Origin of the sequence: Puerhibacterium sp. TATVAM-FAB25 (assembly GCF_046535855.1) — a bacterium.
Lineage (GTDB): Bacteria > Actinomycetota > Actinomycetes > Actinomycetales > Cellulomonadaceae > Puerhibacterium > Puerhibacterium variabilis_A.
Genome location: NZ_JAXUAK010000007.1, coordinates 63,881 through 88,677 on the forward strand (window position 1 = coordinate 63,881; position 24,797 = coordinate 88,677).

The 24,797-nt window shown below is 76.0% G+C and carries 20 protein-coding genes and 1 tRNA gene; 8 read left to right on the forward strand and 13 right to left on the reverse strand.

Features of this window, described 5'->3' with window-relative positions; genetic code table 11:
• Nucleotides 1–9 precede the first annotated feature (9 nt).
• The gene (locus U5M74_RS08670; RefSeq protein WP_410908101.1) at nucleotides 10–1,617 is read right to left on the reverse strand and encodes an ABC transporter substrate-binding protein; all 1,608 of its coding nucleotides are present in this window, start codon (nucleotides 1,615–1,617) and stop codon (nucleotides 10–12) included.
• 317 nt (nucleotides 1,618–1,934) lie between these two features.
• Here U5M74_RS08670 and U5M74_RS08675 point away from each other — a divergent pair, with 317 nt between their 5' ends.
• Together U5M74_RS08675 and U5M74_RS08680 are read left to right on the forward strand one after the other, a co-directional pair.
• Entirely contained in the window at nucleotides 1,935–2,771 is an 837-nt protein-coding gene (locus U5M74_RS08675) for an exodeoxyribonuclease III (RefSeq protein WP_410908103.1), read from the forward strand.
• A gap of 62 nt (nucleotides 2,772–2,833) precedes the next feature.
• A complete protein-coding gene (locus U5M74_RS08680) occupies nucleotides 2,834–3,529 on the forward strand; it encodes a septum formation family protein (RefSeq protein WP_410908105.1) in 696 nt (231 codons plus the stop codon).
• A 3-nt stretch (nucleotides 3,530–3,532) separates the two neighbouring features.
• Here U5M74_RS08680 and U5M74_RS08685 read toward each other — a convergent pair whose 3' ends face one another.
• Nucleotides 3,533–4,699: a glutamate--cysteine ligase gene (locus U5M74_RS08685; protein WP_410908107.1), complete on the reverse strand. Its 1,167-nt coding sequence runs from the start codon at nucleotides 4,697–4,699 to the stop codon at nucleotides 3,533–3,535.
• Nucleotides 4,700–4,930: 231 nt separating this feature from the next.
• Nucleotides 4,931–7,555 carry an ATP-dependent chaperone ClpB gene (gene clpB / locus U5M74_RS08690; RefSeq protein WP_410908109.1) on the reverse strand — a complete coding sequence of 875 codons (2,625 nt, stop codon included), beginning with the start codon at nucleotides 7,553–7,555 and terminating at the stop codon, nucleotides 4,931–4,933.
• Nucleotides 7,556–7,727: 172 nt separating this feature from the next.
• Here clpB and U5M74_RS08695 point away from each other — a divergent pair, with 172 nt between their 5' ends.
• The 5 genes from U5M74_RS08695 to U5M74_RS08715 all read left to right on the forward strand — a co-directional run bounded on the left by U5M74_RS08695 (nucleotide 7,728) and on the right by U5M74_RS08715 (nucleotide 12,461).
• Nucleotides 7,728–7,973, forward strand: a complete 246-nt coding sequence (locus U5M74_RS08695) for a hypothetical protein (protein WP_410908111.1) — start codon at nucleotides 7,728–7,730, stop codon at nucleotides 7,971–7,973.
• Nucleotides 7,970–8,989, forward strand: a complete 1,020-nt coding sequence (locus tag U5M74_RS08700; protein ID WP_410908113.1) for an alpha/beta hydrolase — start codon at nucleotides 7,970–7,972, stop codon at nucleotides 8,987–8,989. The genes U5M74_RS08695 and U5M74_RS08700 overlap by 4 nt, the downstream gene beginning before the upstream one ends.
• A gap of 158 nt (nucleotides 8,990–9,147) precedes the next feature.
• A complete protein-coding gene (locus U5M74_RS08705) occupies nucleotides 9,148–10,896 on the forward strand; it encodes an AlkA N-terminal domain-containing protein (RefSeq protein WP_410908115.1) in 1,749 nt (582 codons plus the stop codon).
• Entirely contained in the window at nucleotides 10,893–11,468 is a 576-nt protein-coding gene (locus U5M74_RS08710) for a methylated-DNA--[protein]-cysteine S-methyltransferase (RefSeq protein ID WP_410908117.1), read from the forward strand. Before U5M74_RS08705 ends, U5M74_RS08710 begins: the two co-directional genes overlap by 4 nt.
• An 84-nt stretch (nucleotides 11,469–11,552) precedes the next feature.
• Nucleotides 11,553–12,461 carry an alpha/beta fold hydrolase gene (locus U5M74_RS08715; protein WP_410908119.1) on the forward strand — a complete coding sequence of 303 codons (909 nt, stop codon included), beginning with the start codon at nucleotides 11,553–11,555 and terminating at the stop codon, nucleotides 12,459–12,461.
• Nucleotides 12,462–12,540: 79 nt separating this feature from the next.
• Here the strand turns inward: U5M74_RS08715 and U5M74_RS08720 are convergent, their stop codons facing one another.
• The 9 genes from U5M74_RS08720 to dcd form a co-directional block, all read right to left on the reverse strand.
• Nucleotides 12,541–13,263: an AAA family ATPase gene (locus U5M74_RS08720; RefSeq protein WP_410908121.1), complete on the reverse strand. Its 723-nt coding sequence runs from the start codon at nucleotides 13,261–13,263 to the stop codon at nucleotides 12,541–12,543.
• A gap of 60 nt (nucleotides 13,264–13,323) precedes the next feature.
• A complete protein-coding gene (mnhG, locus tag U5M74_RS08725; RefSeq protein ID WP_410908123.1) occupies nucleotides 13,324–13,722 on the reverse strand; it encodes a monovalent cation/H(+) antiporter subunit G in 399 nt (132 codons plus the stop codon).
• Nucleotides 13,719–14,108 carry a monovalent cation/H+ antiporter complex subunit F gene (locus U5M74_RS08730; protein ID WP_410908125.1) on the reverse strand — a complete coding sequence of 130 codons (390 nt, stop codon included), beginning with the start codon at nucleotides 14,106–14,108 and terminating at the stop codon, nucleotides 13,719–13,721. The genes mnhG and U5M74_RS08730 overlap by 4 nt, the downstream gene beginning before the upstream one ends.
• Nucleotides 14,105–14,737, reverse strand: a complete 633-nt coding sequence (locus U5M74_RS08735) for a Na+/H+ antiporter subunit E (RefSeq protein WP_410908127.1) — start codon at nucleotides 14,735–14,737, stop codon at nucleotides 14,105–14,107. The genes U5M74_RS08730 and U5M74_RS08735 overlap by 4 nt, the downstream gene beginning before the upstream one ends.
• On the reverse strand, nucleotides 14,734–16,350 hold the full coding sequence (locus tag U5M74_RS08740; protein ID WP_410908129.1) for a Na+/H+ antiporter subunit D: 1,617 nt from the start codon (nucleotides 16,348–16,350) through the stop codon (nucleotides 14,734–14,736). The genes U5M74_RS08735 and U5M74_RS08740 overlap by 4 nt, the downstream gene beginning before the upstream one ends.
• Complete coding sequence (locus U5M74_RS08745) at nucleotides 16,347–16,946, reverse strand: Na(+)/H(+) antiporter subunit C (RefSeq protein ID WP_410908131.1); 600 nt, start codon at nucleotides 16,944–16,946, stop codon at nucleotides 16,347–16,349. Before U5M74_RS08745 ends, U5M74_RS08740 begins: the two co-directional genes overlap by 4 nt.
• Complete coding sequence (locus U5M74_RS08750; protein ID WP_410908133.1) at nucleotides 16,943–19,987, reverse strand: Na+/H+ antiporter subunit A; 3,045 nt, start codon at nucleotides 19,985–19,987, stop codon at nucleotides 16,943–16,945. Before U5M74_RS08750 ends, U5M74_RS08745 begins: the two co-directional genes overlap by 4 nt.
• Before the next feature lie 190 nt (nucleotides 19,988–20,177).
• On the reverse strand, nucleotides 20,178–21,299 hold the full coding sequence (locus U5M74_RS08755; RefSeq protein WP_410908135.1) for a hypothetical protein: 1,122 nt from the start codon (nucleotides 21,297–21,299) through the stop codon (nucleotides 20,178–20,180).
• Between the two features lie 185 nt (nucleotides 21,300–21,484).
• Nucleotides 21,485–22,060 carry a dCTP deaminase gene (dcd, locus tag U5M74_RS08760; RefSeq protein WP_410908137.1) on the reverse strand — a complete coding sequence of 192 codons (576 nt, stop codon included), beginning with the start codon at nucleotides 22,058–22,060 and terminating at the stop codon, nucleotides 21,485–21,487.
• A 96-nt stretch (nucleotides 22,061–22,156) separates the two neighbouring features.
• Between dcd and U5M74_RS08765 the strand changes: the two genes are divergently transcribed.
• Nucleotides 22,157–22,230, forward strand: a tRNA-Gly gene (locus U5M74_RS08765).
• A 40-nt stretch (nucleotides 22,231–22,270) separates the two neighbouring features.
• Here U5M74_RS08765 and U5M74_RS08770 read toward each other — a convergent pair.
• Nucleotides 22,271–24,529 (reverse strand): diguanylate cyclase domain-containing protein, encoded by a 2,259-nt coding sequence (locus U5M74_RS08770; RefSeq protein WP_410908139.1) that lies wholly within the window; start codon nucleotides 24,527–24,529, stop codon nucleotides 22,271–22,273.
• Between the last annotated feature and the right edge of the window lie 268 nt (nucleotides 24,530–24,797).

Below are 24,797 nucleotides of genomic sequence, written 5' to 3' on the forward strand. Positions count from 1 at the left end.
ACCGGGCGCTCAGGACCAGTGCAGGTCGGTGAGGTCCATCGACTCGGTGACGGCGTTGGCGGGGATGCCCTCGAGGCCCTGGGCGGCGACGACGAGGTTGGGCATGAGGTAGAGCACCTGGCCGGGGGCGTCCGCGACGATGGTGCGCACGACCTCCCGCATGCCCGTCACGTACTCCTCCGGCGTGCCGGCGTCGGCCCGTGCGGCGGTGTCCGCGATCCGCGCCGCGTCGTACCCGACGTAGTAGTCCGGGTCGCCGTAGATCGTCAGCAGGTCGCGCGCCTCGGAGTGGAGGATCAGCGTCATCTGGTAGTCGTGGCGCGTGAAGACCTTGTCGAGCCAGACGGCGGGGAACTCGTCGGTGACGATGTCGGCGGTGACGCCCACGTCCGCGAGCTGGGAGACGATCACCTCGGCGGCCGACGTCGCGTACGCGCGGTTCGGCACGTCGAAGGCGATGCGCAGGTCGCTCGCGCCGGCCTCGGCCAGCAGCTCGCGGGCCCTGTCCGGGTCGTACGGGTAGGCGTCGGCCAGGTCCTCGTAGTACGGGTCCGTGGGCGGCACCGCGGCGCCCAGCAGGGTGCCGTGGCCGCCCGCGGTGGCGTCGAGGACCGCCTGGCGGTCGATCGCGTGGTTGAGCGCCTGGCGCACGCGCGGGTCGTCGAACGGCGCGACCCGGTTGTTGTAGCTGAGCAGCACCTCGCCGGTCGAGGTGCCCTCCACGACCTGCAGGCCGGCGTCGGCGGCGAGCTGGTCGACCGAGTCGGCCTGGGCCAGGTTGAACAGCATGTCGACGTCGCCGGCGCGCAGGGCGTTCTGCGCGGCCACGGGGTCGGTGAGGTAGCGGACGGTGACGGTGTCCAGCGCGGGCGCCCCGCCCCAGTAGTCGTCGCGGCCGGTGAGCGTGACGTGGTCGCCCTGGACCACCTCGGTGACCTCGTACGGGCCGGAGCCGACGGCGGCGGTGCGCAGGTCGACGTCGAGCGTGTCGGGGAAGACCGCGCCCACGGCCGTGCCCATGTCGAACAGCCAGGCGTTCGACGGGTGGGTCAGCGTGACCCGCACGTGCGTGGCGTCGACCTTGGCGGCCTCGGCGACGACGTCCATCTTCGCCTTGAGGCTGGTGGTCCAGTCGCTCCGGACGCGCTCGATGGAGGCGACGACGTCGTCGGCGTCGAGCGGCGTGCCGTCGCTGAACGTCACGCCCTCGCGCAGCGTGAAGTCGTAGACGGTGCGGTCGTCGGAGACGGTCCAGCTCTCCGCCAGCAGCGGCTGCAGCTCGCCGTCCTGGTCCACCTTGACGAGCGTCTCGTAGACGTTGTTGAGCAGCAGCTGCGGGATCGCGGCGCCGGCGGTGGTGGTGAAGTCGAGGTTGACCGGCTCGGCGCCGACGGCGACGGTCACGTCGGTGCGCGCCACGCCCGCGCCGTCGTCGGTGGCGGTGCTGCCGGCCGAGCACGCGGCCAGGGCGAGCGCGGAGACGCCGGCGACGACGGCCGCCGCGCCGCCGCGCAGGGTCCGGCGGCCCCGTCCGGCGGCGGGCGGACGACCGGGGGCACGCCCGGCGGCGGTGCCGGACGCGCCGGGGCGCGACCCGGGGCGGGCGCTTCGTGCCATGACGGCTCCTTCGTGGACGCCTCGGTCGGAGGCGGTCGGTGCGACGCGGGCCGCGGCGGTGGACGGGACCGGATCGGGCTGGAACTCGGTCTCACCGGCGCGGGCTGTCCGCAGACGGTAGAGCCGCGCCGCGCGGGGGCGCAAGGCGTCCATCATCCCGCGTCATCGCCGCGTCCGCGCGGTTTCTCGGGTTTGGGGCGGCGCCTGGGATGCTGTCTCAGCAAAGTCGATACGGCGTCTCGCCGCGGGCGCCGTGCCGGTGGGCGGGCCCGGCCCCGCCCGGCCGGGCGGCCGCCGGGCCCGTAGGCTGGACGACCGTGCGCCTCGCCACCTGGAACGTGAACTCCGTCCGCGCCCGCGTCGACCGGGTGGTCGCCTTCCTCGAACGGTCGCAGACCGACGTCCTGGCGATCCAGGAGACCAAGTGCCGGGACGACCAGTTCCCGTACCTGCCGTTCGAGGCGGCCGGGTACGAGGTGGCGCACGTCGGGTTCTCGCAGTGGAACGGCGTGGCCGTGATCTCGCGGGTGGGGATCGAGGACGTCGAGACGGCGTTCGCCGGCCAGCCCGGGTTCGTCAAGGCCTCCGCCGGGGCGGACGCGCCGCCGGCGGGCGGGGACGCCCCCGACGCCGCGCACGAGGCCCGCGCGCTGGGCGCCACCTGCGGCGGCGTGCGCGTGTGGTCGCTGTACGTGCCGAACGGCCGGGCGCTCGACGACCCGCACTACGCCTACAAGCTCGCGTGGCTGGAGGCGCTGCGCTCCGAGGCGGGCCGCTGGCTCGAGGAGGACCCGCAGGCGCAGGTCGCGCTCGTCGGCGACTGGAACGTGGCCCCGCTGGACACCGACGTGTGGGACATGGCGCCGTTCGCCGGCAGCACGCACGTCTCGCCCGCCGAGCGCGACGCGTTCGCCGCCTTCGGCGCGGCCGGCTACACCGAGGTCAGCCGCGAGCACCTGCCCGAGCCGCACACGTACACGTACTGGGACTACAAGCAGCTGGCGTTCCCGCGGAACTACGGCATGCGGATCGACTTCACGTGGGCCTCCCCGGCGCTGCGCGCCCGCGTGACCGGCGCGCGGATCGACCGGGACGAGCGCAAGGGCAAGGGCGCCAGCGACCACGTGCCGGTCATCCTCGACCTCGCCGACTGACCCGCCCGCTCCCGCGGGACGGCCGGGCGGGCGGCGCCCGCTCCCGGCGCTAGGTTGGGCGCATGACGTCGCGCCAGGACTCCGGCGAGCCCGAGGGCCCCGTCTTCGCCTCGCCGTCGCCGGTCGGGGCCGTCCCGGACCTGTCGGGCGTCGTGCTGCCCGGCCAGGACGGCGCCCGGACCGCCCCCGGCGCTGCGCCGTCGGGCCTCCCCCACGCCGGCGGGGCGCCCGCCGCGCCCGCGGACGCCGACCCGGCCGCGCAGGCCGCGGCCCGCCGCGGCCGCCGCCGTCGGGCGCTGCTGGTCGCCGGCGGCGTCGTCGCCGTGGCGCTGGTCGGCACGGGGGCCGCGCTGGGCGCCGCCCAGGCCCGGGAGCGGGCGTGGGCCCCGCTCGAGGCGGCGCTGGCGGCGCCGCGGGACGCGAACGTGGTGCAGCTCGTGCTCGGCTCGTGCGTGCGCGACCTGCCCGACGGCGACCTCGACCGCCTCACCGCCGTGCCCTGCGACGAGCCGCACGCCGCCCAGGTGGTGGGGCGCACCGACGCCGCCGCGGACGCCGTGTGGCCGGGTGCCGGGGCGCTGGCCCGGCGCGCCGCCGCGGTGTGCGGGCCGCAGGAGCTGGGCAGCGCGGGGCGCGACGCCGACGGCGTCGGGTTCGTCGTCGTGACCCCGACCGAGGGCGGCTGGGACGCGGGCGACCGGACCAGCCTGTGCCTGGCCGTGACCGCCGAGCCGGGGACGGCCGACCTGCTGGAGTGACCGTCAGCCTGCGCGGCGCGCGGGCTCGTCGACGTCGGCCGCCGGGCCCGCCGTCGTGCCGGCCGCCGCGGGGGCCGGCATCGAGGCGTGGACGGCGGCGTCGACCACGTCGCCGAGGTCGCCGCGGGTCTCGAAGGCCTCCCGCTGCCGGCGCGCGCCCGACCCGCCCGTGACGATCTCCGCCACGACGAGCCGCACCTCCTCGTCCTCGCCGTGCTCGGCGAGGACCGGCTGGACCAGGTCGAGCAGCTCGGCGACGACGGAGGCCGCCGGCGCCGGGGCGCCGGTGCGCGGGCTGACGAGGTCGCCCTCGACGCCGAACCGGCTCGCCCACCAGCTCCACGCCTTCAGCTGCGTCTGGCTCGCCTGGACCGGCGTGACCCCCGCGTCCCACTGCCGGGCGGCGGCCTCCACGAGCGCGCGGACGAGCGCGGCGACCACCGCGGCGTGCTGCGGCTCGAGGCACACGTCCGCCACCCGGACCTCCACGGTGGGGAAGCGTGCCGAGAGCCGGGCGTCGTAGTAGAGCATCCCGTCGTCCAGCGGCGCCCCGGACCGCAGCACGGCCTGCGCCTGCCGGTCGTAGTACTCCGCGGACCCGTAGATCTCGCTCGGCCCGGCGGTGGGCCAGCGCGACCACGCCTGGTAGCGGTAGCTGGCGAAGCCCGACTCCGCCCCGTACCAGAACGGGGAGTTCGCGCTCAGCGCCAGCAGCACCGGCAGCCAGACCCGGATCCGGTCGAGCACCGCCACGCCCTCGGTGCGGTCGCCCACGGCGACGTGCACGTGGAACCCGCAGGTGAGCTGGTCGGCGACCATGAGCCCGCCGTGCTGCCGGATCCGCTGGAGGCGGTCCTTGGGGACCAGGTGCGGCTGCGCGTCGGAGACCGGGCTCGCGAGCGCGACCGCGCGCCCGCCCACCGCCTGCGCGGCGGCGTCGGCGAGCCGCCGGCCCGCGCGGATCGCCGCGAGCTGCTCGGCGAGCGTCGAGCACGGGGGCCCGACCACCTCGAGCTGCTCCTGCTGCAGCTCCACGGTCAGGGAGTGCTCCGGCGCGACCCGCTCCGTCAGGTGCGCCGCGCGGGCCACCGCCGACTCCCCCGCGGCGAGCGGCCGGCGCGTGCCGGCGTCCACCAGCAACAGCTCTTCCTCCACCCCGAACGTGCGCACGCGATCGCCTCCCTCGCCTCTCGGTGTGCCGCCCATCCTGAGGCCCCGCGGCGGAGCTCGCAGGGCGGTGGACGACGGACGTCCCGCCCCGTCACCCTCCGCGGGCGGGAGGACGACGGGGCGGGACGTCCGCGGGATCGTGCCGGTCCGGCGTCGTGGGAGGTCAGCGCCCCGGCGGCCGGCCTCAGGACCGGCCCAGCGGCCGGCCCTGAGGCCGGCCCGGGAGACGGCTCAGGCGACCTCGACCTCGGCGGGCCGCAGCTCGAGCCCGTCCCGCGTCGGGTCCACCGGCCGGTCGACGACGACCGCGTCGCCGTCGGACACCTCCCCGGCCAGCAGCAGGCGGGCCAGCCGGTCGCCGATCTCCCGCTGCACCAGGCGGCGCAGCGGCCGGGCGCCGTACGCCGGGTCGAAGCCCTCGAGGGCCAGCCACTCGCGGGCGGCGGGGGTCACGTCGAGCGTGATCCGCCGGTCGGCCAGGCGCCGGGCGAACGCGGCGACCTGCAGGTCGACGATCCGGCCGAGCTCGTCGAGCGACAGCGCGTCGAAGACGACGACGTCGTCGAGCCGGTTGAGGAACTCCGGCTTGAACGCCGCGCGCACGGCCGCCATGACGTTCTCGCGCTTGGCCTCCTCGGGCAGGGCCGGGTCCACGAGGAACTGCGAGCCCAGGTTCGAGGTGAGCACGAGGATCACGTTGCGGAAGTCGACCGTGCGGCCCTGGCCGTCGGTCAGCCGGCCGTCGTCGAGCACCTGCAGCAGGATGTCGAAGACCTCGGGGTGGGCCTTCTCCACCTCGTCGAGCAGCACGACCGAGTACGGGCGCCGCCGGACGGCCTCGGTGAGCTGGCCGCCCTCCTCGTAGCCGACGTACCCCGGGGGCGCCCCCACGAGCCGGGCCACCGAGTGCTTCTCGGAGTACTCCGACATGTCGATGCGCACCATGGCGCGCTCGTCGTCGAACAGGAAGTCCGCCAGCGACTTGGCCAGCTCGGTCTTGCCGACGCCGGTGGGCCCGAGGAACAGGAACGAGCCCGTGGGGCGGTCGGGGTCGGAGACGCCGGCCCGCGAGCGCCGCACCGCGTCGGAGACGGCGCGCACGGCGTTCGCCTGGCCGATGAGCCGGCCGCCGATGACCTCCTCCATGTGCAGCAGCTTCTCGGTCTCGCCCTGCAGCATGCGCCCGGCCGGGATGCCGGTCCAGGCGGAGACCACCTCGGCGATCTCGTCGGCGCCGACCTTGTCGGCGATCATCGGGGCCTGCTCGGCCGCGCCGTCGCCGTCGGCCGAGGCCTCGGCGCGCTCGGCCTCGACCAGCTCCTTCTCGACCGCCGGGATCTCGCCGTACTGGATTCGCGCGGCGCCCTCGAGGTCGCCCTCGCGCAGCTTGCGCTCCATGTCGGTGCGCAGCCCGTCGAGGCGCGCGCGCAGGTCGCCGACCCGGTTGTGGCCGGCCTTCTCGGCCTCCCAGCGGGCGGTCAGCGCCGCCAGCGCCTCGCGCTTGTCGGCGAGCTCGGCCCGCAGCCGCTCGAGGCGCTCGCGGGAGCCGGCGTCCTCCGAGTCCGCGAGGACGACCTCCTCCATCTCCAGGCGCGTGACGGCGCGCTGCAGCTCGTCGACCTCCACCGGGGAGGAGTCGAGCTCCATGCGCAGCCGGCTGGCGGCCTCGTCGACCAGGTCGATGGCCTTGTCGGGCAGCTGGCGCCCGGAGATGTACCGGTCGGACAGCGTGGCCGCCGCGACCAGCGCCGAGTCGGCGATGGTCACCTTGTGGTGGGCCTCGTAGCGCTCCTTGAGCCCGCGCAGGATCGCGACGGTGTCCTCGACCGAGGGCTCGCCGACGAAGACCTGCTGGAAGCGGCGCTCCAGGGCCGGGTCCTTCTCGATGCGCTCGCGGTACTCGTCGAGCGTGGTGGCGCCGACCAGGCGCAGCTCGCCGCGGGCGAGCATGGGCTTGAGCATGTTGCCCGCGTCCATGGCGCCCTCGGAGCCGGCGCCCGCGCCGACGACGGTGTGCAGCTCGTCGATGAAGGTGACGACCTCGCCGTCGGAGCCCTGGATCTCGGCCAGCACGGCCTTGAGGCGCTCCTCGAACTCGCCGCGGTACTTGGCGCCGGCCACCATGCTGGCCAGGTCGAGCGAGACGAGGCGCTTGCCGCGCAGCGAGTCCGGCACGTCACCGGCGACGATGCGCTGGGCGAGGCCCTCGACGACGGCGGTCTTGCCGACGCCGGGCTCGCCGATGAGCACGGGGTTGTTCTTGGTGCGCCGGGACAGCACCTGGATGACGCGGCGGATCTCGGCGTCGCGGCCGATCACCGGGTCGAGCCTGCCGTCGCGGGCGCGCTGGGTGAGGTCGGTGCCGTACTGCTCGAGCGCCTTGTACGTGCCCTCGGGGTTGGGGCTGGTGACGCGGGAGCTGCCGCGCACGGCGGGCAGGGCGGCGCGCAGGGCGTCCGCCGAGGCGCCGGCGTCGGCGAGGATCTGCGCGGCCTGGGACTGGCCGGCGGCGATGCCGATCAGCAGGTGCTCGGTGGAGACGTACTCGTCGCCGAGCGCCTGCGCCTCCTTCTTCGCGACGTCGAGCACGACGGCGCTGGCGCGGCTCGCGCTCGGCTGCGCGACGGCGCTGCCCGAGGCCGTCGGCAGCGCGACGAGCGCGGCGCGGACCTTCTGCCCGATCTTCTGCGGGTGCGCGCCGACGGCCTCGAGCAGGCCGACGGCGACGCCGCCCTCCTGCTGCAGGAGCGCGGCCAGCAGGTGCACGGGCTCGAGCTGGGGGTTGCCGGCCGCGGCCGCCGACTGCACGGCGTCCGACACGGCCTGCTGCGACATGGTCGTGAGCTTGGTGTCCATGGACTCTCCGGGGATGACTGACGGGGAACTCTTCGGTGGAACCCTGCTGAAGTTGAGTCTATTCCGCTCAACTTTGCACGGCTACCGCTCGGGCGGCTCCGACGAGGGACACCGTCCTCCCCGGGCCGCTACGGTCGGCACACGTGCAGCGCGGCGCAGGGAAGGGGCACGGATGAGCGTGAGCGTGGTGGGGGTCGTGGTGACCCTGGTGGTCGTCGCCGTGGTGGTCGTCGCGCTGGTCGTCGCGCTGCGCCGGCGGCGCGGGGAGCCGACGGAGGCTCCGCGGGTGCCGGCCGGCGAGCGGCCGCCGCACCCCTCGCCCGAGCGGTACCAGACGGGCACCGGCGCGCACGGCGCGAGCCCGTGGGGCAACGTGCCGGAGGGCGCCCGGGACAACCCGCCGGGCGGCGGCTGGTGAGCGGCACGACGCGCGCTCCCGGCGCCGGGGGCACCGGCGTGGCGAGCACCGGGCCGGCCGAGGACGGCTGGCGCCCCGACGTGCTGGGCGCGGGGTTCGAGCAGCGCACGCTGCGGCTGCCCGACGGCGCCGAGGCCACCCTCGTGCGGCACACCGGGTCCGTCGCGCCCGCCGGCCAGCCCGCCCGCACGGCCGTGCTGTACGTGCACGGCTTCGTCGACTACTTCTTCCAGCGCCGCACGGCCGAGACCCTCGCCGGCGCCGGCCACGCGTTCTACGCCGTCGACCTGCGCGGCTACGGCCGCTCGATGGCGGCGCACACGGCCGGGGGCGGCGACCCCAACCTCGTCGACGACGTGGCGGCGCACGCCCAGGACCTCGACGCCGCGACGGCCGCCGTCCGCGCCGCCGGGCACGAGCGGCTCGCCCTCCTGGGCCACTCGACGGGCGGGCTGGTGGCCGCGCTGTGGGCCGACGCCCGGCCCGGCCGCCTCGACGCGCTCGTGCTCAACAGCCCGTGGTTCGACCTCAACGCGGGCTGGCTGCTGCGCGGCCCGGTCACGCGCGCGATCGACGTCGCCGGGCGGTTCGCACCGCGCCTCGTCGTCGGGCGCGTGCACCCGCACTACGGGCGGGCGCTGCACGCCGCCACCGGCGGCGAGTGGGACTACGACCTGGCCTGGAAGCCGCACGAGGGCTTCCCGGCGCGCGCCGGCTGGTTCCGGTCCGTGCGCCGGGCGCAGCGGCGCGTGCGCCGCGGGCTGCACGTCGGCGTGCCGGTGCTGGTGGCGGCGTCGGCTCGCACCGGCCCCCACACCAAGGACCACCCCGACGTGCTCACCACGGACTCCGTGCTCGACGTGGCGCACATCCGCACGGGCGCCCAGCGGCTCGGCGACGACGTGCGGTTCGTGCAGGTCGACGGCGGCGCGCACGACCTGGCGCTGTCCCCGTCGCCCGCCCGCGAGCGCTACCTGGCGGAGGTGCTGGGCTTCCTCGCCGAGCGCCTCGGCTGAGCCGCCCTCTCGCCGAGACCTGACTTGTGGCCGCCTCGGGCGCGTCCGAGGCGGCCACAAGTCAGGTCTCGGCGCACGCGAGCGCGGCCACGGCCCGCACCACCGCCGTGTCCGAAAGGCGCTAGCCCGCGCGCCGCGGGGCAGGTCAGGATGGCGGCATGGCAGCGATCACGGTCCCGGCTCCCGCGCCGGCGGCGCACGGCACCCCGGCGCACGGCACCCCGGGTCCCGGCACCCCGGGTCCCGGCGACCCGGTGTTCGCCGAGCGGTACCGCGCCATCGCCGCGCGCGACGCCCGGTTCGACGGCCAGTTCTTCACCGCCGTGCGCACCACCGGCATCTACTGCCGCCCCTCCTGCCCGGCGCGCACGCCGCGGCCGCAGAACGTCACCTTCTACCTCACGTCGGCCGCGGCGCACGAGGCCGGCTACCGCGCCTGCAAGCGGTGCCTGCCCGAGGCCGCACCGGGCACACCGGAGTGGAACCTGCGCCGCGACGTCGCCGGGCGCGCCATGCGGCTCGTGGCGGACGGCGTCGTCGACCGCGAGGGCGTGGACGGGCTCGCCGCCCGCCTCGGCTACAGCGCCCGGCACGTGCACCGGCTGCTGGTCGCCGAGCTCGGCGCCGGGCCGCTCGCCCTCGCCCGGGCGCAGCGCGCGCAGACGGCGCGCGCCCTGCTGGTGGGCACGGACCTGCGGCTGGCCGACGTCGCCTTCGCCGCCGGGTTCGGCTCGATCCGCCAGTTCAACGACACCGTCGCCGAGGTCTTCGCCGCGACGCCGGGCGAGCTGCGCGCCCGCGCCCGGCGGGCGGGACGGCCCGCGGCGAGCACGACGGCGGCCGCGGCCGTGCGGCTCGAGCTCGCGCTGCCGGTGCGGCAGCCCTTCGACGCCCCCGGCGTGCTGGGCTTCCTCGCCGCGCGCGCCGTCGCGGGCGTCGAGGCGGCGGGCACCGACGACGACGGCGCGCTGCGGTACGCGCGCACGCTCGCGCTGCCGCACGGGCCCGGCGCGTGCGAGGTGACGGCGGCGCCGGCGCCCGGCCCGGGCACGCCGGCCTCCTGGGCGCTCCGGCTGCGCCTCGAGCTGACGTCGCTCGCCGACGTCGCCACGGCCGTGGCCCGGGTGCGCCGCCTGCTCGACCTCGACGCCGACCCGGTCGCCGTCGACACCGCCCTGGCCGCCGACCCGGCGCTGGCGCCGCTCGTCGCCGCGACGCCGGGCACCCGGGTGCCCGGCGCGGTGGACCCGCAGGAGCTGGTGCTGCGCGCGATCGTCGGCCAGCAGATCTCCGTCGCCGCGGCCCGCACGCACCTGGGCCGGCTCGCCGCCTCCGTCGGCCGCCCCTACGCCTCGTCGATCCCAGGCCTGCAGCGGCTGTTCCCCACGCCGGCGGACGTGGCGGCGGGCGTGCCGGTGCCGTCCGCCGCCTCCGGCGCCGACCCCGGACGGCCGCTGCGGCTGCCCGCGCGCGGCGTGGCCGCCGTCGTCGGCGCCGCCCGCGCGATGGCCGACGGCGAGCTGGCCGTGGACGTCGGCACGGACCCCGACGCGCTGCGCGCCGCGCTCGTCGCCCGGCCGGGCGTCGGGCCGTGGACCGCCGCCTACGTGGCGATGCGCGTGCTGGGCGACCCGGACGCGTGGCTCGACGGCGACGTCGCGCTGCTGGCCGGCGCGGCCGCCGCCGGCGCGCTCGACCTGCCGCCCGGCACGGCCAGGACCCGCGCGCACCGGGCGCTCGCGGAGCGTGCCGGCGCCTGGGCGCCGTGGCGCTCCTACGCCGCGCTGCACCTGTGGCGCGCCGCCGCCGAGCGGCCCGCGGCCGCCGACCGACCCGCCGGCACGGCGCCGGCCCGACCCCGCGTCCCCGCCCGCACCCGCACCCGCACCCTCGAGGAGACCCGATGACCGCCGCCCGCACCGCCACGCTCAGCACTCCGGACGGCCCGTTCACCGTCGTCGTCGGCGCCCCGGCCGCCGAGGCGCCCGCCGCCGTGCTGGCCTCGGGCTGGACCGACGACCCGGGCGCGCTGCTGCCCCTCGTCCACCCGGGCCTGCGCCCGGTCGGGCTCACCCACGGGGTCGACGCCGGGGTCGACGCCGGGGTCGACGCCGGGGTCGCGGACCGGCTCGACGACGGCCTGCGCGCCGCCGTCGACGCCGTGACCGCCTACTACGACGGCGACCTCGCCGCGGTCGGCGTCGTGCCGGTGCGGCAGCGGTCGGGCGAGTTCCGCCAGCACGCGTGGGAGGTGCTGCGCGCCGTGACCCCCGGCGAGCGCGTGACCTACACGCAGTACGCGGCGCGGGCCGGACGCCCGGCCGCGGTGCGCGCCGCCGCGGGCGCCTGCGCGATGAACGCCGCCGCGCTCTTCGTGCCGTGCCACCGGATCCTGCGCACGGACGGGTCGCTCGGCGGCTTCCGCTACGGCCTGGGCGTCAAGGAGAGGCTGCTGGCCCGCGAGGCCGCCGCGGCCTGATCGGCACCCGGGACCGGGCATGGACGCCCGCTCGCGCGAGTCCTACTATGGACGTAGTAGGAATGCCTCGCCGAGGAGGTCGCCATGGCCACGCTCGAGCCCCGCGGCACCCGTCCCGCCGACGCCGCGGCCTGGTCGCCGCCGCTGCCGGAGGCCGCCGGGTTCGACCACCTCCTCGTCGAGACGCCCGGGCTGCGCACGCACGTCGCCGTCGTCGGCGAGGGCGAGCCGGTGGTGCTGCTGCACGGGTTCCCCCAGCACTGGTGGCAGTGGCGCGCCGTCGCCCCGGCCCTCGCCGCGGCCGGCTACCGCGTCGTCTGCCCCGACCTGCGCGGCGCCGGCTGGACGGTGGCGGACGACCCGCGGGTCGAGCGCGAGACCCGGCTGCGCGACCTGCTCGCCCTCCTCGACGCCCTGGACGTCGAGCGGGCCCACGTCGTCTCGCACGACATGGGCGTCATCACCGCGATCCAGCTGACGTACTTCCACCCCGAGCGGGTGCGGACGGCGGTGCAGCTGTCCGTGTGGCCGGCCTTCTTCTCGTTCAGCCCGAGGCTCCTCCCGGCGTTCCAGCACCTGCCGCCGCTCGTCTGGCACCGCCCGGGCGCCTCGCTGCGCGGGATCTTCTCCGACCGGTACGTCGCCCACCCGCTGCCGGAGGCGACGATCGAGGCCCACCTCGCGCCGATGCGCCGGCCCGAGGTCGACGCCGCGGTGCGGCCGCTCGTGCGCCGCACGGTCCTGGCCGAGGCCGTGCGCATGATGCGCGGCGTCTACCGCCGCCGGCGGCTCACGGTGCCGACGCTCGTCGTGTTCGGCCGCCGCGACCACCCCACCACCGAGGAGCTGATGGGCCGCATCTGCCGCGACCCGGAGCGGTACGCCGACCGCGTCGAGCTCGCCTACGTCGACGACGCCGCGCACTTCATCACCGACGACGCGCCCGACGCGGTCGCCGCCCTGGCGCTCGACTGGTTCGCGCGCGCCGCGTGACGGGCCCGTCACGCGGGCAGCGGCGGCTCCTCCGGCGTCGAGACCGTGGAGACCGGGGCAGGGGCCTGCCGCGGCGGCGTCAGGCGAGCAGGTGCCGCAGGTAGCGCCCGGGAGCGTCGAGGAACGCCCGCCAGTGCTGCACGAGCTCGAGCTCCTCCCACGTCGTCGGGCGCAGGCCCCACGGCCCCACCTCCAGGATCGTGGCGCCGGGCAGCGCCGCGAGCACCGGCGAGTGCGTGGCGCACAGCACCTGCCCGCCGCGCTCGGCCAGGTCCGCCAGCACGCTCATGAGGCTGAGCGTGGAGGCGAAGCTGAGCGCCGCCTCGGGCTCGTCGAGGCAGTACAGGCCGGCGCCGTCGAACCGGGACTTCAGGACGGCGAGGAAGGACTCGCCGTGGCTCATCTCGTGGAACACCGGGTCCCCCGCCCCCGGGTGCTCCTCCAGGTACGTGTACCAGCCGTGCATCGTCTCGGCGCGCAGGAAGAAGCCCCAGCGGCCCGACCCGACGCCCCGCTGCAGCCGCACGGCACGGTGCAGCGGCGACTCCGTCTGCCGGGTCGAGTGCCGCCCGTGCGCGGTGCCGCCCTCCGGCGACAGCCCGTAGGCGACGGCCACGGCCTCGACGAGCGTCGACTTGCCGCTGCCGTTCTCGCCGACCAGGAACGTCACGCCCGGCGCGAGGTCGAGCCCGTCGCGCAGCAGCTGCTCGACGGCGGGCACCGTCCGCGGCCACTCCCCCGCCGGGAGCGGGTGCCGGGCGTCGGGCACGACGCGGACCACGGGCGGCTGCGAGAAGTCCACCCGGGCATCATGCCGCGCCGCCGGCGGCACGGCCGCGGACCCGCCCGCTGCCCGGCGCGCCTACCGCGGCGGCGTCGGCTGCTGCGGCGCCTGCCGCGGCTCGGCGGGGTCGTCGCCCAGCTCGTCGACCTCGAGGCCGGCGGGGTCCACCTTGCCGGTGCGCACGCCGGCCCGGCCCACCATGTGCGCGGCCACGGGCGACGTCAGCAGCTGGAAGGCGACCACCAGCGCGAGCATCGTCACGGCAGGCCACGAGCGCACCCGCAGCGCCACCCCCAGGAGCAGCAGGATCAGGCCGAGCACCTGCGGTTTCGCCACGGCGTGCGTCCGCGCCAGCAGGTCGCCGAAGCGCAGCACGCCCACGCCCGCGGACAGCGAGAAGAACCCGCCGAGCAGCAGGCACACGGCCGCCACGACGTCGGCCAGCGTCGTCCAGAAGCCGGGCAGGACCTCGGTCATCGCACCTCTCCCTCCGCGCCGCCACCGTGGTGCTCGGCGTCGTGCGACGCCTCCGCGGTGTCCAGGGCCTCCAGCCGGTCGGCCTCGTCGGCCGCGATCTCCTCCGACGAAGGGACCGACGCCTCGCCCTCGGGCTCCACCGACGCGAACCGCGCGATGGTCACCGACCCCACGAACCCCACGAGGGACAGCACCACGAGGATCGGGATGGTCTCGGTGCGGCGCGACCACGCGGCCTCGACGGCGATGGCGCCGACGAGGACGCTGGTGAGCACGTCGAACGCGATGCTGCGGTCGAGCATGGACGGGCCTCGCTCGATCCGGACGACGGCCAGCAGCGCCGCGACGGCCAGCAGGGCGGTCGTGACGAAGACGGCGACGATCATGCGCGTCCCTCCTTCCGGCCGGCCTGCCGGGCGGTCCGGCGCACGAGCGGGTCGCCGGGCGCCGCGAGCCCGAGCCGGACGAGCTCGTCGTCGGACGCGAACGCCCGCAGCACGCGCGCCTCGAGCGCGAGCGTCGTCTCCCGGACGCCGTCCGGCCCGCCCGAGTAGGGCAGGTCGAGCACGTGCAGGTAGAGCATGCGGGTGCTGCGGTGCGCCTCGACGACCACGGAGCCCGGCACCAGCGAGGTCATCTCCGCGGTGATCGTGAGGAACACCTCGGAGCTCGACGCGAGGCACACCCCGACGATCCCGGAGCGCGGCGCCGGGCCCGGCCGCAGCGCGAGCCACGCGACGTGGAACGACGCGGCGAAGAGGTCGACGAGGAAGCGCCCCGCCAGCACGAGGAAGGGCACCACCCGCAGCCGACCGCGCGTCTCGACGGACGGCAGCGGCAGCACGGTCACGAGGACGGCGCCGAGCAGCGCGCCGGCGATGAGGTTGGCCCACGACAGGTCGCCCCAGAGCAGCACCCAGAGCACGGTGAGCGCGGCGATGGTGGTCCACTGGTGGCGCAGGCGGCGGGCGCGGCGGCGCCACGGCCCGGGTGCGGTCACGGTCGCGCTGCTCACGGGTGCCCCTCCCCCACGACGTCGTTGGACGACCCGGTGCCGCGCTCCGCGCCCCCGGGGAAGACGGAGTCGACGTACGTGCGTCCGTCCATCGACGTGGCCGCCGCGCGCTCGGAGTACGCGTACAGCGGCCCTGCCACCACGGTGAGGGCCAGGCCGACGGCGACCATCGCCGCCGTCGGGCCGACCATGCCGCGCGGCAGCACGGCCTCGCCCGTGGTGCCCTCGACGATCGCCTGGGACGGCGCCTGCCAGAACGCCTTGTTCCACGCCTTGACCAGGGCGTACAGGGTCAGCAGCGAGGTCACCACGGAGCCGATCACGGCGAGCCAGGCCAGCAGGGACCCGTCCGCGACGCCGGACTCCAGCAGCCCGACCTTGCCGAGGAACCCGGACAGGGGCGGGATGCCGGCGAGGTTCATCGCGGGCACGAAGAACAGGATCGCCAGCCCGGGTGCCACCTTGGCCAGGCCGCCGAGGCGGTCGAGCGACGTCGAGCCGCCGCGCCGCTCCACCAGCCCGACGACGAGGAACAGGGTGGTCTGCACCGTGATGTGGTGGACCACGTAGAAGATCGCCGCGGCGGTCCCCGCCTCCGAGGCCAGCGCGATGCCGAAGATCATGTATCCGATGTGGCTGACCAGGGTGAACGACAGCAGTCGTTTGACGTCGTCCTGCGCCACGGCGCCGAGGATGCCCACCACCATCGTGAGCACGGCGAGCACCATGAGCACCTGCTCCACCCGCTCGTGCCCCGGGAACAGCAGCGTCTGCGTGCGCAGGATCGCGTACACCCCCACCTTGGTGAGCAGGCCGGCGAACACGGCGGTGACCGGGGCCGGAGCCGTCGGGTAGGAGTCCGGGAGCCAGGCCGACAGCGGGAAGATCGCCGCCTTGATGCCGAACGCGAGCAGCAGCAGCAGCTGGATGCCCAGGCGCACCGCGGGGTCGACGTCGGGCAGCCGCTCGGCCAGCTGGGCGATGTTCACCGTGCCCGTCGCGGCGTAGGCGAACCCGACCGCGGTGAGGAACAGGACCGAGCTGAGCAGGGCGACGACGACGTAGACGCTGCCGGCGCGGATCCGCTCGCCCGTACCGCCCACGGTGAGCAGCACGTACGAGGCCGCCAGGAGGATCTCGAACCCGACGTAGAGGTTGAACAGGTCCCCGGCGAGGAACGCGTCGGCCACGCCGGCCGCCAGGACCAGGTAGGTCGGGTGGTAGATCGCCACCGGGATGACCTCGGACTGCGCCTCCTCGTCGGCGTCCGGGTCGTCGTCCCGGCCGGGGCTGTCGGCGACACCCTGCGCCATCGAGTACAGCAGCACGCAGAGCATGACCACGCCGCTGACGGTGAGCATGAGGGCGGCGAGGCGGTCGGCGACGAGGCCGACGCCGACCGGCACCGCCCAGTCGCCGATCTCCACGACGACGGGACCGTCGTCTGCGGCCACGAGCAGCGCGACGGACGCCGCGAGCGCGATGGCGATCGCGGCCACCGAGATCGCCCGCTGGGCGCGCACGTGGCGGTGCAGCGCCAGGGTGAGCCCGGCGCCGAACAGCGGCACCAGGACCGGCAGGGGGACGAGGGTCTCGAGGGACCACAGGCTCACGCGCGGCCCCCGTCCCGGCCGGCGCGGCCGTCGCTGCCGTCGCTGCCGTCCCTGCCGTCGCGGCCCGTGCCGGGCGCGGGGTCGCGCCCGTCGTCGGGCGCCGCCTCGGGCGTGCGCACCTTCGTCACCTGTGCGACCTCGTCGTGGATCTCTGCCGCCTCCTCGTCCAGGGAGACGCCGGGCTCGCCGGCGTCCGCGTCCTCGTACGACGGCGCGTTGCGCGCCGCGAGCCGCGCGATGCGGCGGTCCTCCACGTCGTCCTGCACCTCGTCGTGGCCGTTGAGCTGCCACGAGCGGTAGGCCATCGCCAGCACGAACGCCACCAGGGCGAGCGTGATGACGATCGAGGTCAGGATCATCGCCTGCGCCAGCGGGTCGCTCATCCGCTCGTCCTCGGGGGCGTTGCCGACGATCGGCGACGCGCCGGCGCGGCCCCCGGCCACGAGGATGGCGAGGCTCGCGCCGTTGCTGACGAGCACGAAGCCGAGCAGCACCCGCGTGAGCGAGCGCTCGAGCAGCAGGTACACGCCTGCGGCGAACAGCACGCCCACCACCAGCACCAGCGCGCCGGACGGCACGGTGTCGAGCACGATCATGCGGGCTCCTCCTCGCGGGCTCGGGCGATCCGGGCGGCCTCCTCGACGTCGTCGCGGTCGTCGGCCTGCCGGTCGAGCTCGGCACCCAGCGTCCGCAGGATGTCGAGCACGAGCCCGACGACGACCAGGAACACCCCGATGTCGAAGAAGAGGCTGGTGACCAGGTGGACCTCGCCCAGCACGGGCAGGTGCAGGTCGTGGACGATGAAGCTCTGCAGCGCCTCGTGCCCGCTGAGCAGAGCGGCGAGGCCCACGCCGGCGGACAGGAACAGGCCCGTGCCCAGCAGCAGGCCGGGGTGCACGGGCGCGGCCTCGCCGAGCTCGTACCGTCCGCCGGCCAGGTAGCGCACGGTGAGCGCGATGCCCACCACCAGGCCGGCCGCGAAGCCGCCGCCCGGGGCGTTGTGCCCGCTGAACAGCAGGAACAGGGCGAACACGACCATCGCGTGGAAGATCACGCGGGTGATGACCTCGAACATCACCGACCGCCGCTCCGGGGCGAGCGTCGGCACGGCCACGAGCCACCGCGCGTACTGGGGGCGCTTGGGCGCCTTGGCGAACGCCTCGGCCTCCCGCCGGGTGGCCGCGGCGTCGTCGACCGCGCGCAGCACGGTGCCGCTGCGCTGGCGCAGGAACACCAGCGACGCGACGCCGGTGGCGGCCACCAGCAGCACCGAGATCTCGCCCACGGTGTCCCACGCGCGGATGTCCACGAGGGTCACGTTGACCACGTTCTTTCCGCCGCCAAAGGCCACGGCCTCCTCGGGGAAGTCCACGGAGATCGGCAGGTGCACCCGGGCCAGCGGGGCCGCGACGCAGAACAGCATCATCACCAGGCCGGTGACGACGCCCACCGCGAGCCGCAGCCAGCGGCTCGCGGGCAGCGGCCGGTAGGAGAAGTACGGGGGCAGGCGGCGCAGCACCAGCACCATGACGACGAGCGTCACGGTCTCGCACAGCACCTGCGTCAGCGCGAGGTCGGGCGCGCCGTGCAGCAGGAACAGCGCGGCGTTGCCGTAGCCGGCCACGCCGACCAGCAGCACCGCCTTGAGGCGGCGGCGCGACCGGGCGGCGAGCACCGCCGCCACCGCGACCACCGCGACGACGGCCAGCTGCGCGGGCCGGTCCCACAGCACCAGGGCGAGCGGCCCGAGGGCGACGACGCCGTCCCGGTCCGCGGCGTCGGCCGCGACCGGCAGGACGCCCGTGCCCGCGGCGGGGTCCAGCAGCCCGTACGCGAGCGCCAGGCCGGGCCCGACGGCGAGCACGACGAGGATCGCGCCGAGGTAGAACGGCAGCGAGCCGCGCTGGGTGCGGCCGGTGACGTCGGCGGCGAGGTCGTCGAGCCGGCGCATCGAGCGGCGGTAGACGGCGTCGGCGCCGCGCGGCGACCACAGCAGGTCCTGCCACCGCTCCACGCGCAAGCGCTGCCAGAACGCCAGGAAGCCGACGGCGAAGACGACGAGCGTGACGCCCAGCGGCGGGGCGACGCCGGCCCACAGTGCCAGGTGCCCGGGCTCCCCGACGGGGTAGGTGTCCGCGTACGGGGCCAGCACCCCCTCGCCGAGACCCGGCAGCAGGCCGGCGACCAGGCCCAGCACGCCGAGCACCACCGGCGGGGCCACGAGCCAGAAGGGCTGCCGCTCGGCCGGCGTCGGGCCCGCGACGGGGCCCTCCTCGTCTGCGGGCAGCGGGTGCTCGGTGTGCCAGCGGCGCTCCCAGTCGCGCTTGGTGCCGAACGCGCCCCACAGGAAGCGGAGCCCGTAGGCCAGGGTGAGCGCCGACCCGACGGCGACGATCGCGACCATCCACCAGCCGAGCGGGTCGCCGTGGTGGGCGTCCGCCACGAAGGCCTCGAGCGCCGCCTCCTTGGCCACGTAGCCGGCGAACGGCGGCAGGCCGACCATCGAGGCGGTGGCGAGCACGGCCGCGGCGCAGGTGATCGGCAGCTGACGCGCCAGGCCGGACAGCCGGCGCAGGTCGCGGGTGCCCGTCGCGCGGTCCACGACGCCGATGACGAGGAACAGCGACGCCTTGAACATCGCGTGCGCCCCGAGCAGCGCCAGGCCCGCCAGCGCCGCGGCGCGCGTGCCGTAGCCCAGCAGCATCGTGAGCAGCCCCAGCTGGGAGACGGTGCCGAAGGCGAGCACGAGCTTGAGGTCGTGCTGGCGCATGGCGCGGTAGCCGCCGAGCAGCAGCGTCGCCGCCCCGAGCACGACGAGCGTCACGCGCCAGGCCGGGACGCCGCCGAAGGCGGGGGCGAACCGCGCGACCAGGTAGATGCCGGCCTTCACCATCGCCGCGGCGTGCAGGTAGGCGGACACCGGCGTGGGGGCCGCCATCGCCGCCGGCAGCCAGAAGTGGGTGGGCACGAGCGCCGACTTGCTCGCCGCGCCGACCACGAGGCACACGGCCGCGGCCGTCACGGCGGGCCCGGTGAGCCGGCCGTCGGCACCCGCGGCGACCACCTCGGACACCTGCCAGGTGCCCGCGTCGACGCCGAGGATGACCAGGCCCACGAGCATCGCCAGGCCGCCCGCCGTCGTGACGACGATGGCCTGCATGGCGGCGCGCCGCGACGCCTTGCGGTCGGCGTAGTGGCCGATCAGCAGGTACGAGAAGACGGTCGTGAGCTCCCAGAACACGAAGGTCAGCAGCAGGTCGTCGGAGGTGACGAGGCCGGCCATGGCGCCGGCGAACGCGACGAGAACGCCGCCGAACCGGCGCAGGCCCTGCGCGTCGCGGGAGAAGTAGGCGCTGCAGTACAGCAGCACGAGGGCGCCGACGCCGCCGACGATCAGCAGCATCAGCCACGACAACGTGTCGATCCGGAAGTCGAGCGCCAGGTGGAGGCCGGGCACCCAGGGCACCTGCTCGACGACCGTCTCGCCGGCGAGCACCGCCGGCGTCTTGGTCAGGGCGTAGGCCGCCGCGGCCGCGGGGCCGAGGGCGAGCGCCCAGAAGGCACGCCGGCCCCACCACCCCACGAGGGCAGGCGCGGCCAGGGCGAGCACGAGGTGGGCGAGAAGTACGAGCAGCACGTCCGCTCCGTCCGGTCGGGCGCCGTACGGAACGCATTCGAGCCTCGGACAGGCAGGGTCGACGACGTACCGCGTGACGCGGGCGGGTGGGCGATTTCGCGACCCATCTTACCGGTTCTTGACCGTTACCTGCCCGGGGTATCGATCCCGGGTGCCCGCGGGACGGGCGCAGCCGCGCGCCGGCGGCCGCTCAGAGGTCCTCGGGGTCCACCAGGAAGTCCGCCTCGTCGGCGATCTCGCCGCCGACGGCCTCCCACAGCGCGCGCGACATCCCGGCCACCACCTCGGCCGCGCGGCGCCGGGCAGCCACGAGGGCCGGGTCCGGGACCTCGCGCTGCGCCGCCACCACGTCCGGCGGGTCCCACCGCACGTGGTAGGCGACGCACCCGCCCTGCGCCCACGGCAGGTCGCGCAGCAGCAGCGGCAGCGTCTCCTCGCCCATGACCTCGACGGTCACGTACCCGTCCGGGCCGAGGTCGGTGACGACGCCGTAGCCGTCCAGCACCTGCGGGGCCTGCAGCGCGGCGATGTCGAAGTCGTCGGCGCGGGCGTGCAGCTCCCGGCGCTCGTCCGGGTCGAGGTCCTCCCCCGGGAACAGCTGCCGCTCGGCGAGGCCCTTCGGCGGCCCCTGGTACTCCGCGCCCTCCGTGGCGAGCGCCGCCGCCGGGTGCACCGCCTGCGCCACCTGCTGGCAGGCCAGCGGGTCGAGCCAGACGTCGGAGAAGACCGCGAGGTCCACGGCCGCGGCCGGGTCGGGCGCGAGCAGGACGCCGCTGCCGCGCCGGTCGTCGGCCACGGCGGGGTCCCACAGCCCCGCGACGTCGACGCGCACCGAGCCGCCGAGCCGGCGCGCGGCGGCGACCAGCCACGTCATGACGCGCTCCTCCTCGCGGTTCGGCAGGCCCGCCGGGAACGAGCGCGCCAGCCCGTCGCGGTCGCCCCCGCCCGGCGCGGGCGGGTCGTCCCAGCGCTCGCGCGGGGTGACGACGTCGAACACCAGCTGCGTGCCCGGGGGCAGGCCGGGGTCGAAGCCCTGGCCGGCCGGCGCGTACGGGCCGGTGAGCGTGGAGTGGCGGCTCAGCCGCAGCACGCCGGGCTCGCCGGAGCCGGCGGCGCGGCCCGCGGGCACGTCGACGGCCGCGAGGTCCGCCGGGACCACGTCCCAGCGGGTGCCGACGAACCGGGACATCGCGAGCACCTCGACCTCGTCGACGGCGACGTCGGCCGGCAGGGCGAGCAGGTGCCGGGCCTCGTGCCCGCGGGTGACCGAGCGCGGCAGCGCGGGGAGCGCGGACGCGGCGGACTGGGCCATGCGACGGAGCTCCTTCCGGGTCGGCAGCGCACGACGACGCGTCCCGCCGGCGTGGCGCGACCGAGCGTAGCGCCGCGAGCGCTGCCCGCCTAGACCCGGATCGTCCTTTTTGTTCTCGTCGCCCATCCCCGTCTCCGTCTGCCCGTGGTCGGTGCCGTGGTCGGTGCCGTGGCCAGTGCCGTGGCTCAGATCGTGGTGCGGTGGAACGACTGCCACGACCGGCTCGCCGTCGGGCCGCGCTGCCCCTGGTAGCGCGAGCCGTACGCGGCGGAGCCGTAGGGGTGCTCCGTGGGCGAGGTCAGCCGGAAGAAGCACAGCTGGCCGATCTTCATGCCCGGCCACAGCAGGATCGGCAGCGTGGCCACGTTGCTCAGCTCCAGCGTCACGTGACCGCCGAACCCCGGGTCGATGAAGCCCGCCGTGCTGTGGGTGAGCAGGCCCAGGCGGCCCAGCGACGACTTCCCCTCGAGACGGGCGGCGACGTCGTCGGGCAGCGTGACGGTCTCGAACGTGGAGCCGAGCACGAACTCGCCCGGGTGGAGCACGAACGGCTCCTCGGGGCCGACCTCGACGAGGCGGGTGAGCTCCGGCTGCTCCTGCGACGGGTCGATGACCGGGTACTTGTGGTTGTCGAAGAGCCGGAAGTACTTGTCGAGCCGCACGTCGATGCTCGACGGCTGGATCATGTCCGGCTCGTACGGGTCCAGGACGACGCGCCCGGCGTCGAGCTCGGCACGGATGTCGCGGTCGGAGAGCAGCACGAGGGACACCGTAGTCCCCGCCCCGGGGCGTCGGTTTCGGCCGACCCGCAGGTGGTGGTTATGATCGGGACGCGCGCACCGCCGTCGGTGCGTCACGCGGGTGTAGTTCAATGGTAGAACTTCAGCTTCCCAAGCTGACAGCGCGGGTTCGATTCCCGTCACCCGCTCCAGCACGAAGGCCCCCCGCCACGCGGCGAGGGGCCTTCGTCGTCAGCGGCCGGCGCCGACGTCGGCGCCGTGCTTCGTGCGGTACATCCGCTGGTCCGCGGCGTGCACGAGGCGGTCGAAGCTCGCGCCGTCCTGCGGGTAGGCGCTGACGCCGATCGACACCCGCACGTCGACGGTCCCCCGGTCCGTCGTCGCCGGCTCGGCGAGCGCCTCGGCGAGCTCGTCCGCGAGGCGCTCGGCCTCCGCCCGCCCCGACTCCCGGCCCACGCCTGGGACGATGACGAGGAACTCGTCGCCGCCGAGCCGCGCGACCAGCTCGCCGTCGCCCAGGCGGGTGCGCAGCCGGTCCGCGACGACCTGCAGCAGCGCGTCCCCGACCGCGTGGCCGTGGTCGTCGTTGACCTGCTTGAAGCCGTCGAGGTCGAGGTACAGCACCGCGACCCCCGTGCCGGCGCCCCGCGCCTCCTGCAGCGTCGTCTCGAGCGACTCGGCCAGCCGCCGGCGGTTGAGCAGGCCGGTCAGCGGGTCGAGGTACGCCAGGCGCTCGAGCTCGCGCAGGTACGACTGCGACCTCTCGTGCTCGGCCCGCAGCCGCTCCTGGGCGTCGACCTGGTCGGTGACGTCGTTCTGCACCCCGATGTACTGGACGAGCCGGCCGTCGTCGTCGAAGACGGGCGCGACGTAGACCTCGTTCCACCAGGGCGTCCGTTCCGGCCCGCGGTAGTTGAGCAGCGTCTCGCGGGCCTCGCGCCCCTCGGCGATCGCCGACCGCAGCCGTGCCGCGGCCGCGGGGTCGGTGCCCTCGCCCTGCAGGAAGCGGCAGTTGCGCCCGAGCACCTCCTCCGCGCGCAGCCCCGCGAGACGCTCGAAAGCCGTGTTGACGTAGACCAGCGGCTGGTCGGGGCGGGTCACGTCACTGATCGCCACCCCGTTGCCGGTCGCGGCGAGCGCCCGGCGCAGCGTGCGCTCCGTCGTGTCGCTCGCGCGCCGGCCCGGGGCGCCGCCCGGAGCCGGTGCGGCCCCGGCGTCGCCGTCGCTCCCGCCCGCGGCGGCGTCGGCAGCGACGTGGCGGACGGCGTCCTGCGGCAGCACCCGCGACATCAGCGCCTGCGCCGCGTCGGCGACGACCTCGCGGTCGTAGGTCAGCGCGAACTCGAACGTCCGCTCCCGGTCGACGCCGGTGTCGCCCAGGTCGCGGGCCAGCAGCGCGGCGGCGAAGTGCGGCGCGAGCACCGCCACGTCCCACTCGCCGCGGACGACGTCGCCGGGGTCCAGGTCGGCGCCGCGGACGCCGGCGACCGGCTCGGCGTCCAAACCCTGGCCGATCGCGGCGACGAAGCCGACCCGGTCCGCGAGCTCGCGGTAGCGGTGCGCCGTGGCCGGCGTGAAGTGCCGGGCCTCCTGGAACGCCGCGACGACGGTGCAGGTGGAGCCCAGCCGCATCGCCTCCCGCTCGAGGTGCTTGCTGACCTCGATGAGCAGCGCCTTCGTGGACCGGCGCACCGGCGTGCCCACGGGCAGGCAGGCGAACGGCGAGTCCTGCCGGCGGGTGGCGGGCGGGGTGCGCAGCTGCAGCGGCGCGGTGGGCAGCCCCGGGACGAGGGCCTCGCCCGGTCGGCCGAACAGCCATCCCTGGCCGAGGGTGGCCCCCAGGGCGCGCGCCGTCTTCAGGTGCCCCTCGTGCTCGATGCCCTCGGCGAGCACCACCGTGCCCGCCCGCTCGGCCTCGGCGTTGACGGCGTTCATGATCTCGGCCACCTCGGGGCCGGGGCGCTGCTGCACGAGCCGCAGGTCGAGCTTGACGATGTCGGGACGCAGCAGCGGCATGAACGCCAGCGAGAGGTCGTCCGCGCCGACGTCGTCGAGCGCGATGCGCCACCCGGCCTCGCGCAGGCGCTGCACCGTCGCGAGCAGCTCGGCCGGACGGGCGGCGATGGCGCGCTCCGTGATCTCGAGGACCACCTGCAGGCCCCGGGGGGCGGCGGCGCCGATGGCCAGGAGCTCCTCGAGCGGGGCGGTGTCGAGCACCTCCGGCTCCACGTTGACGAAGAGCGTGAGGGGCTCGAGGACACCCGTGGTGATCGCCGTCCGCAGCGCGGTCCGGCGGCACAGCTCGTCCAGCTCGCGCAGCCGGCCGGCCTCGCGGGCTGCGGCGAAGAGCAGGTCGGGCCGCTCGAGCGGGCCCTGCGGCCCCCGGGCCAGTGCCTCGTAGGCGACCACGGCGCCCGAGTCCAGGTCGACGATCGGCTGGAAGACGCTCCGCACCTGACCGTGCCGGAGCACCTCGTCGATGCCTGTCATGGCCCGTCCCCTCGTCGCCACCGGTGCCGACCGGAGCGGTCGTGCGAGTTACCCATCGGCCGGGCGGGCGACGCCGTGAGGAACGGCGCGACGGACCGGGGCGGACCTGGGCGCTCTCGGGTGATTTCGGGGTGATGGTGCCCGTTGGTTCTGGTTCTCGCGGTGTCCCGCTGACACACTCCCCCTCGCTCGCCTCGTCTTCGACAGGGGCTCCGACCGGGGCCGCGGTCTCCACGTCTCATCGCCCGGGGGTTCTCTTGCCTCTCCG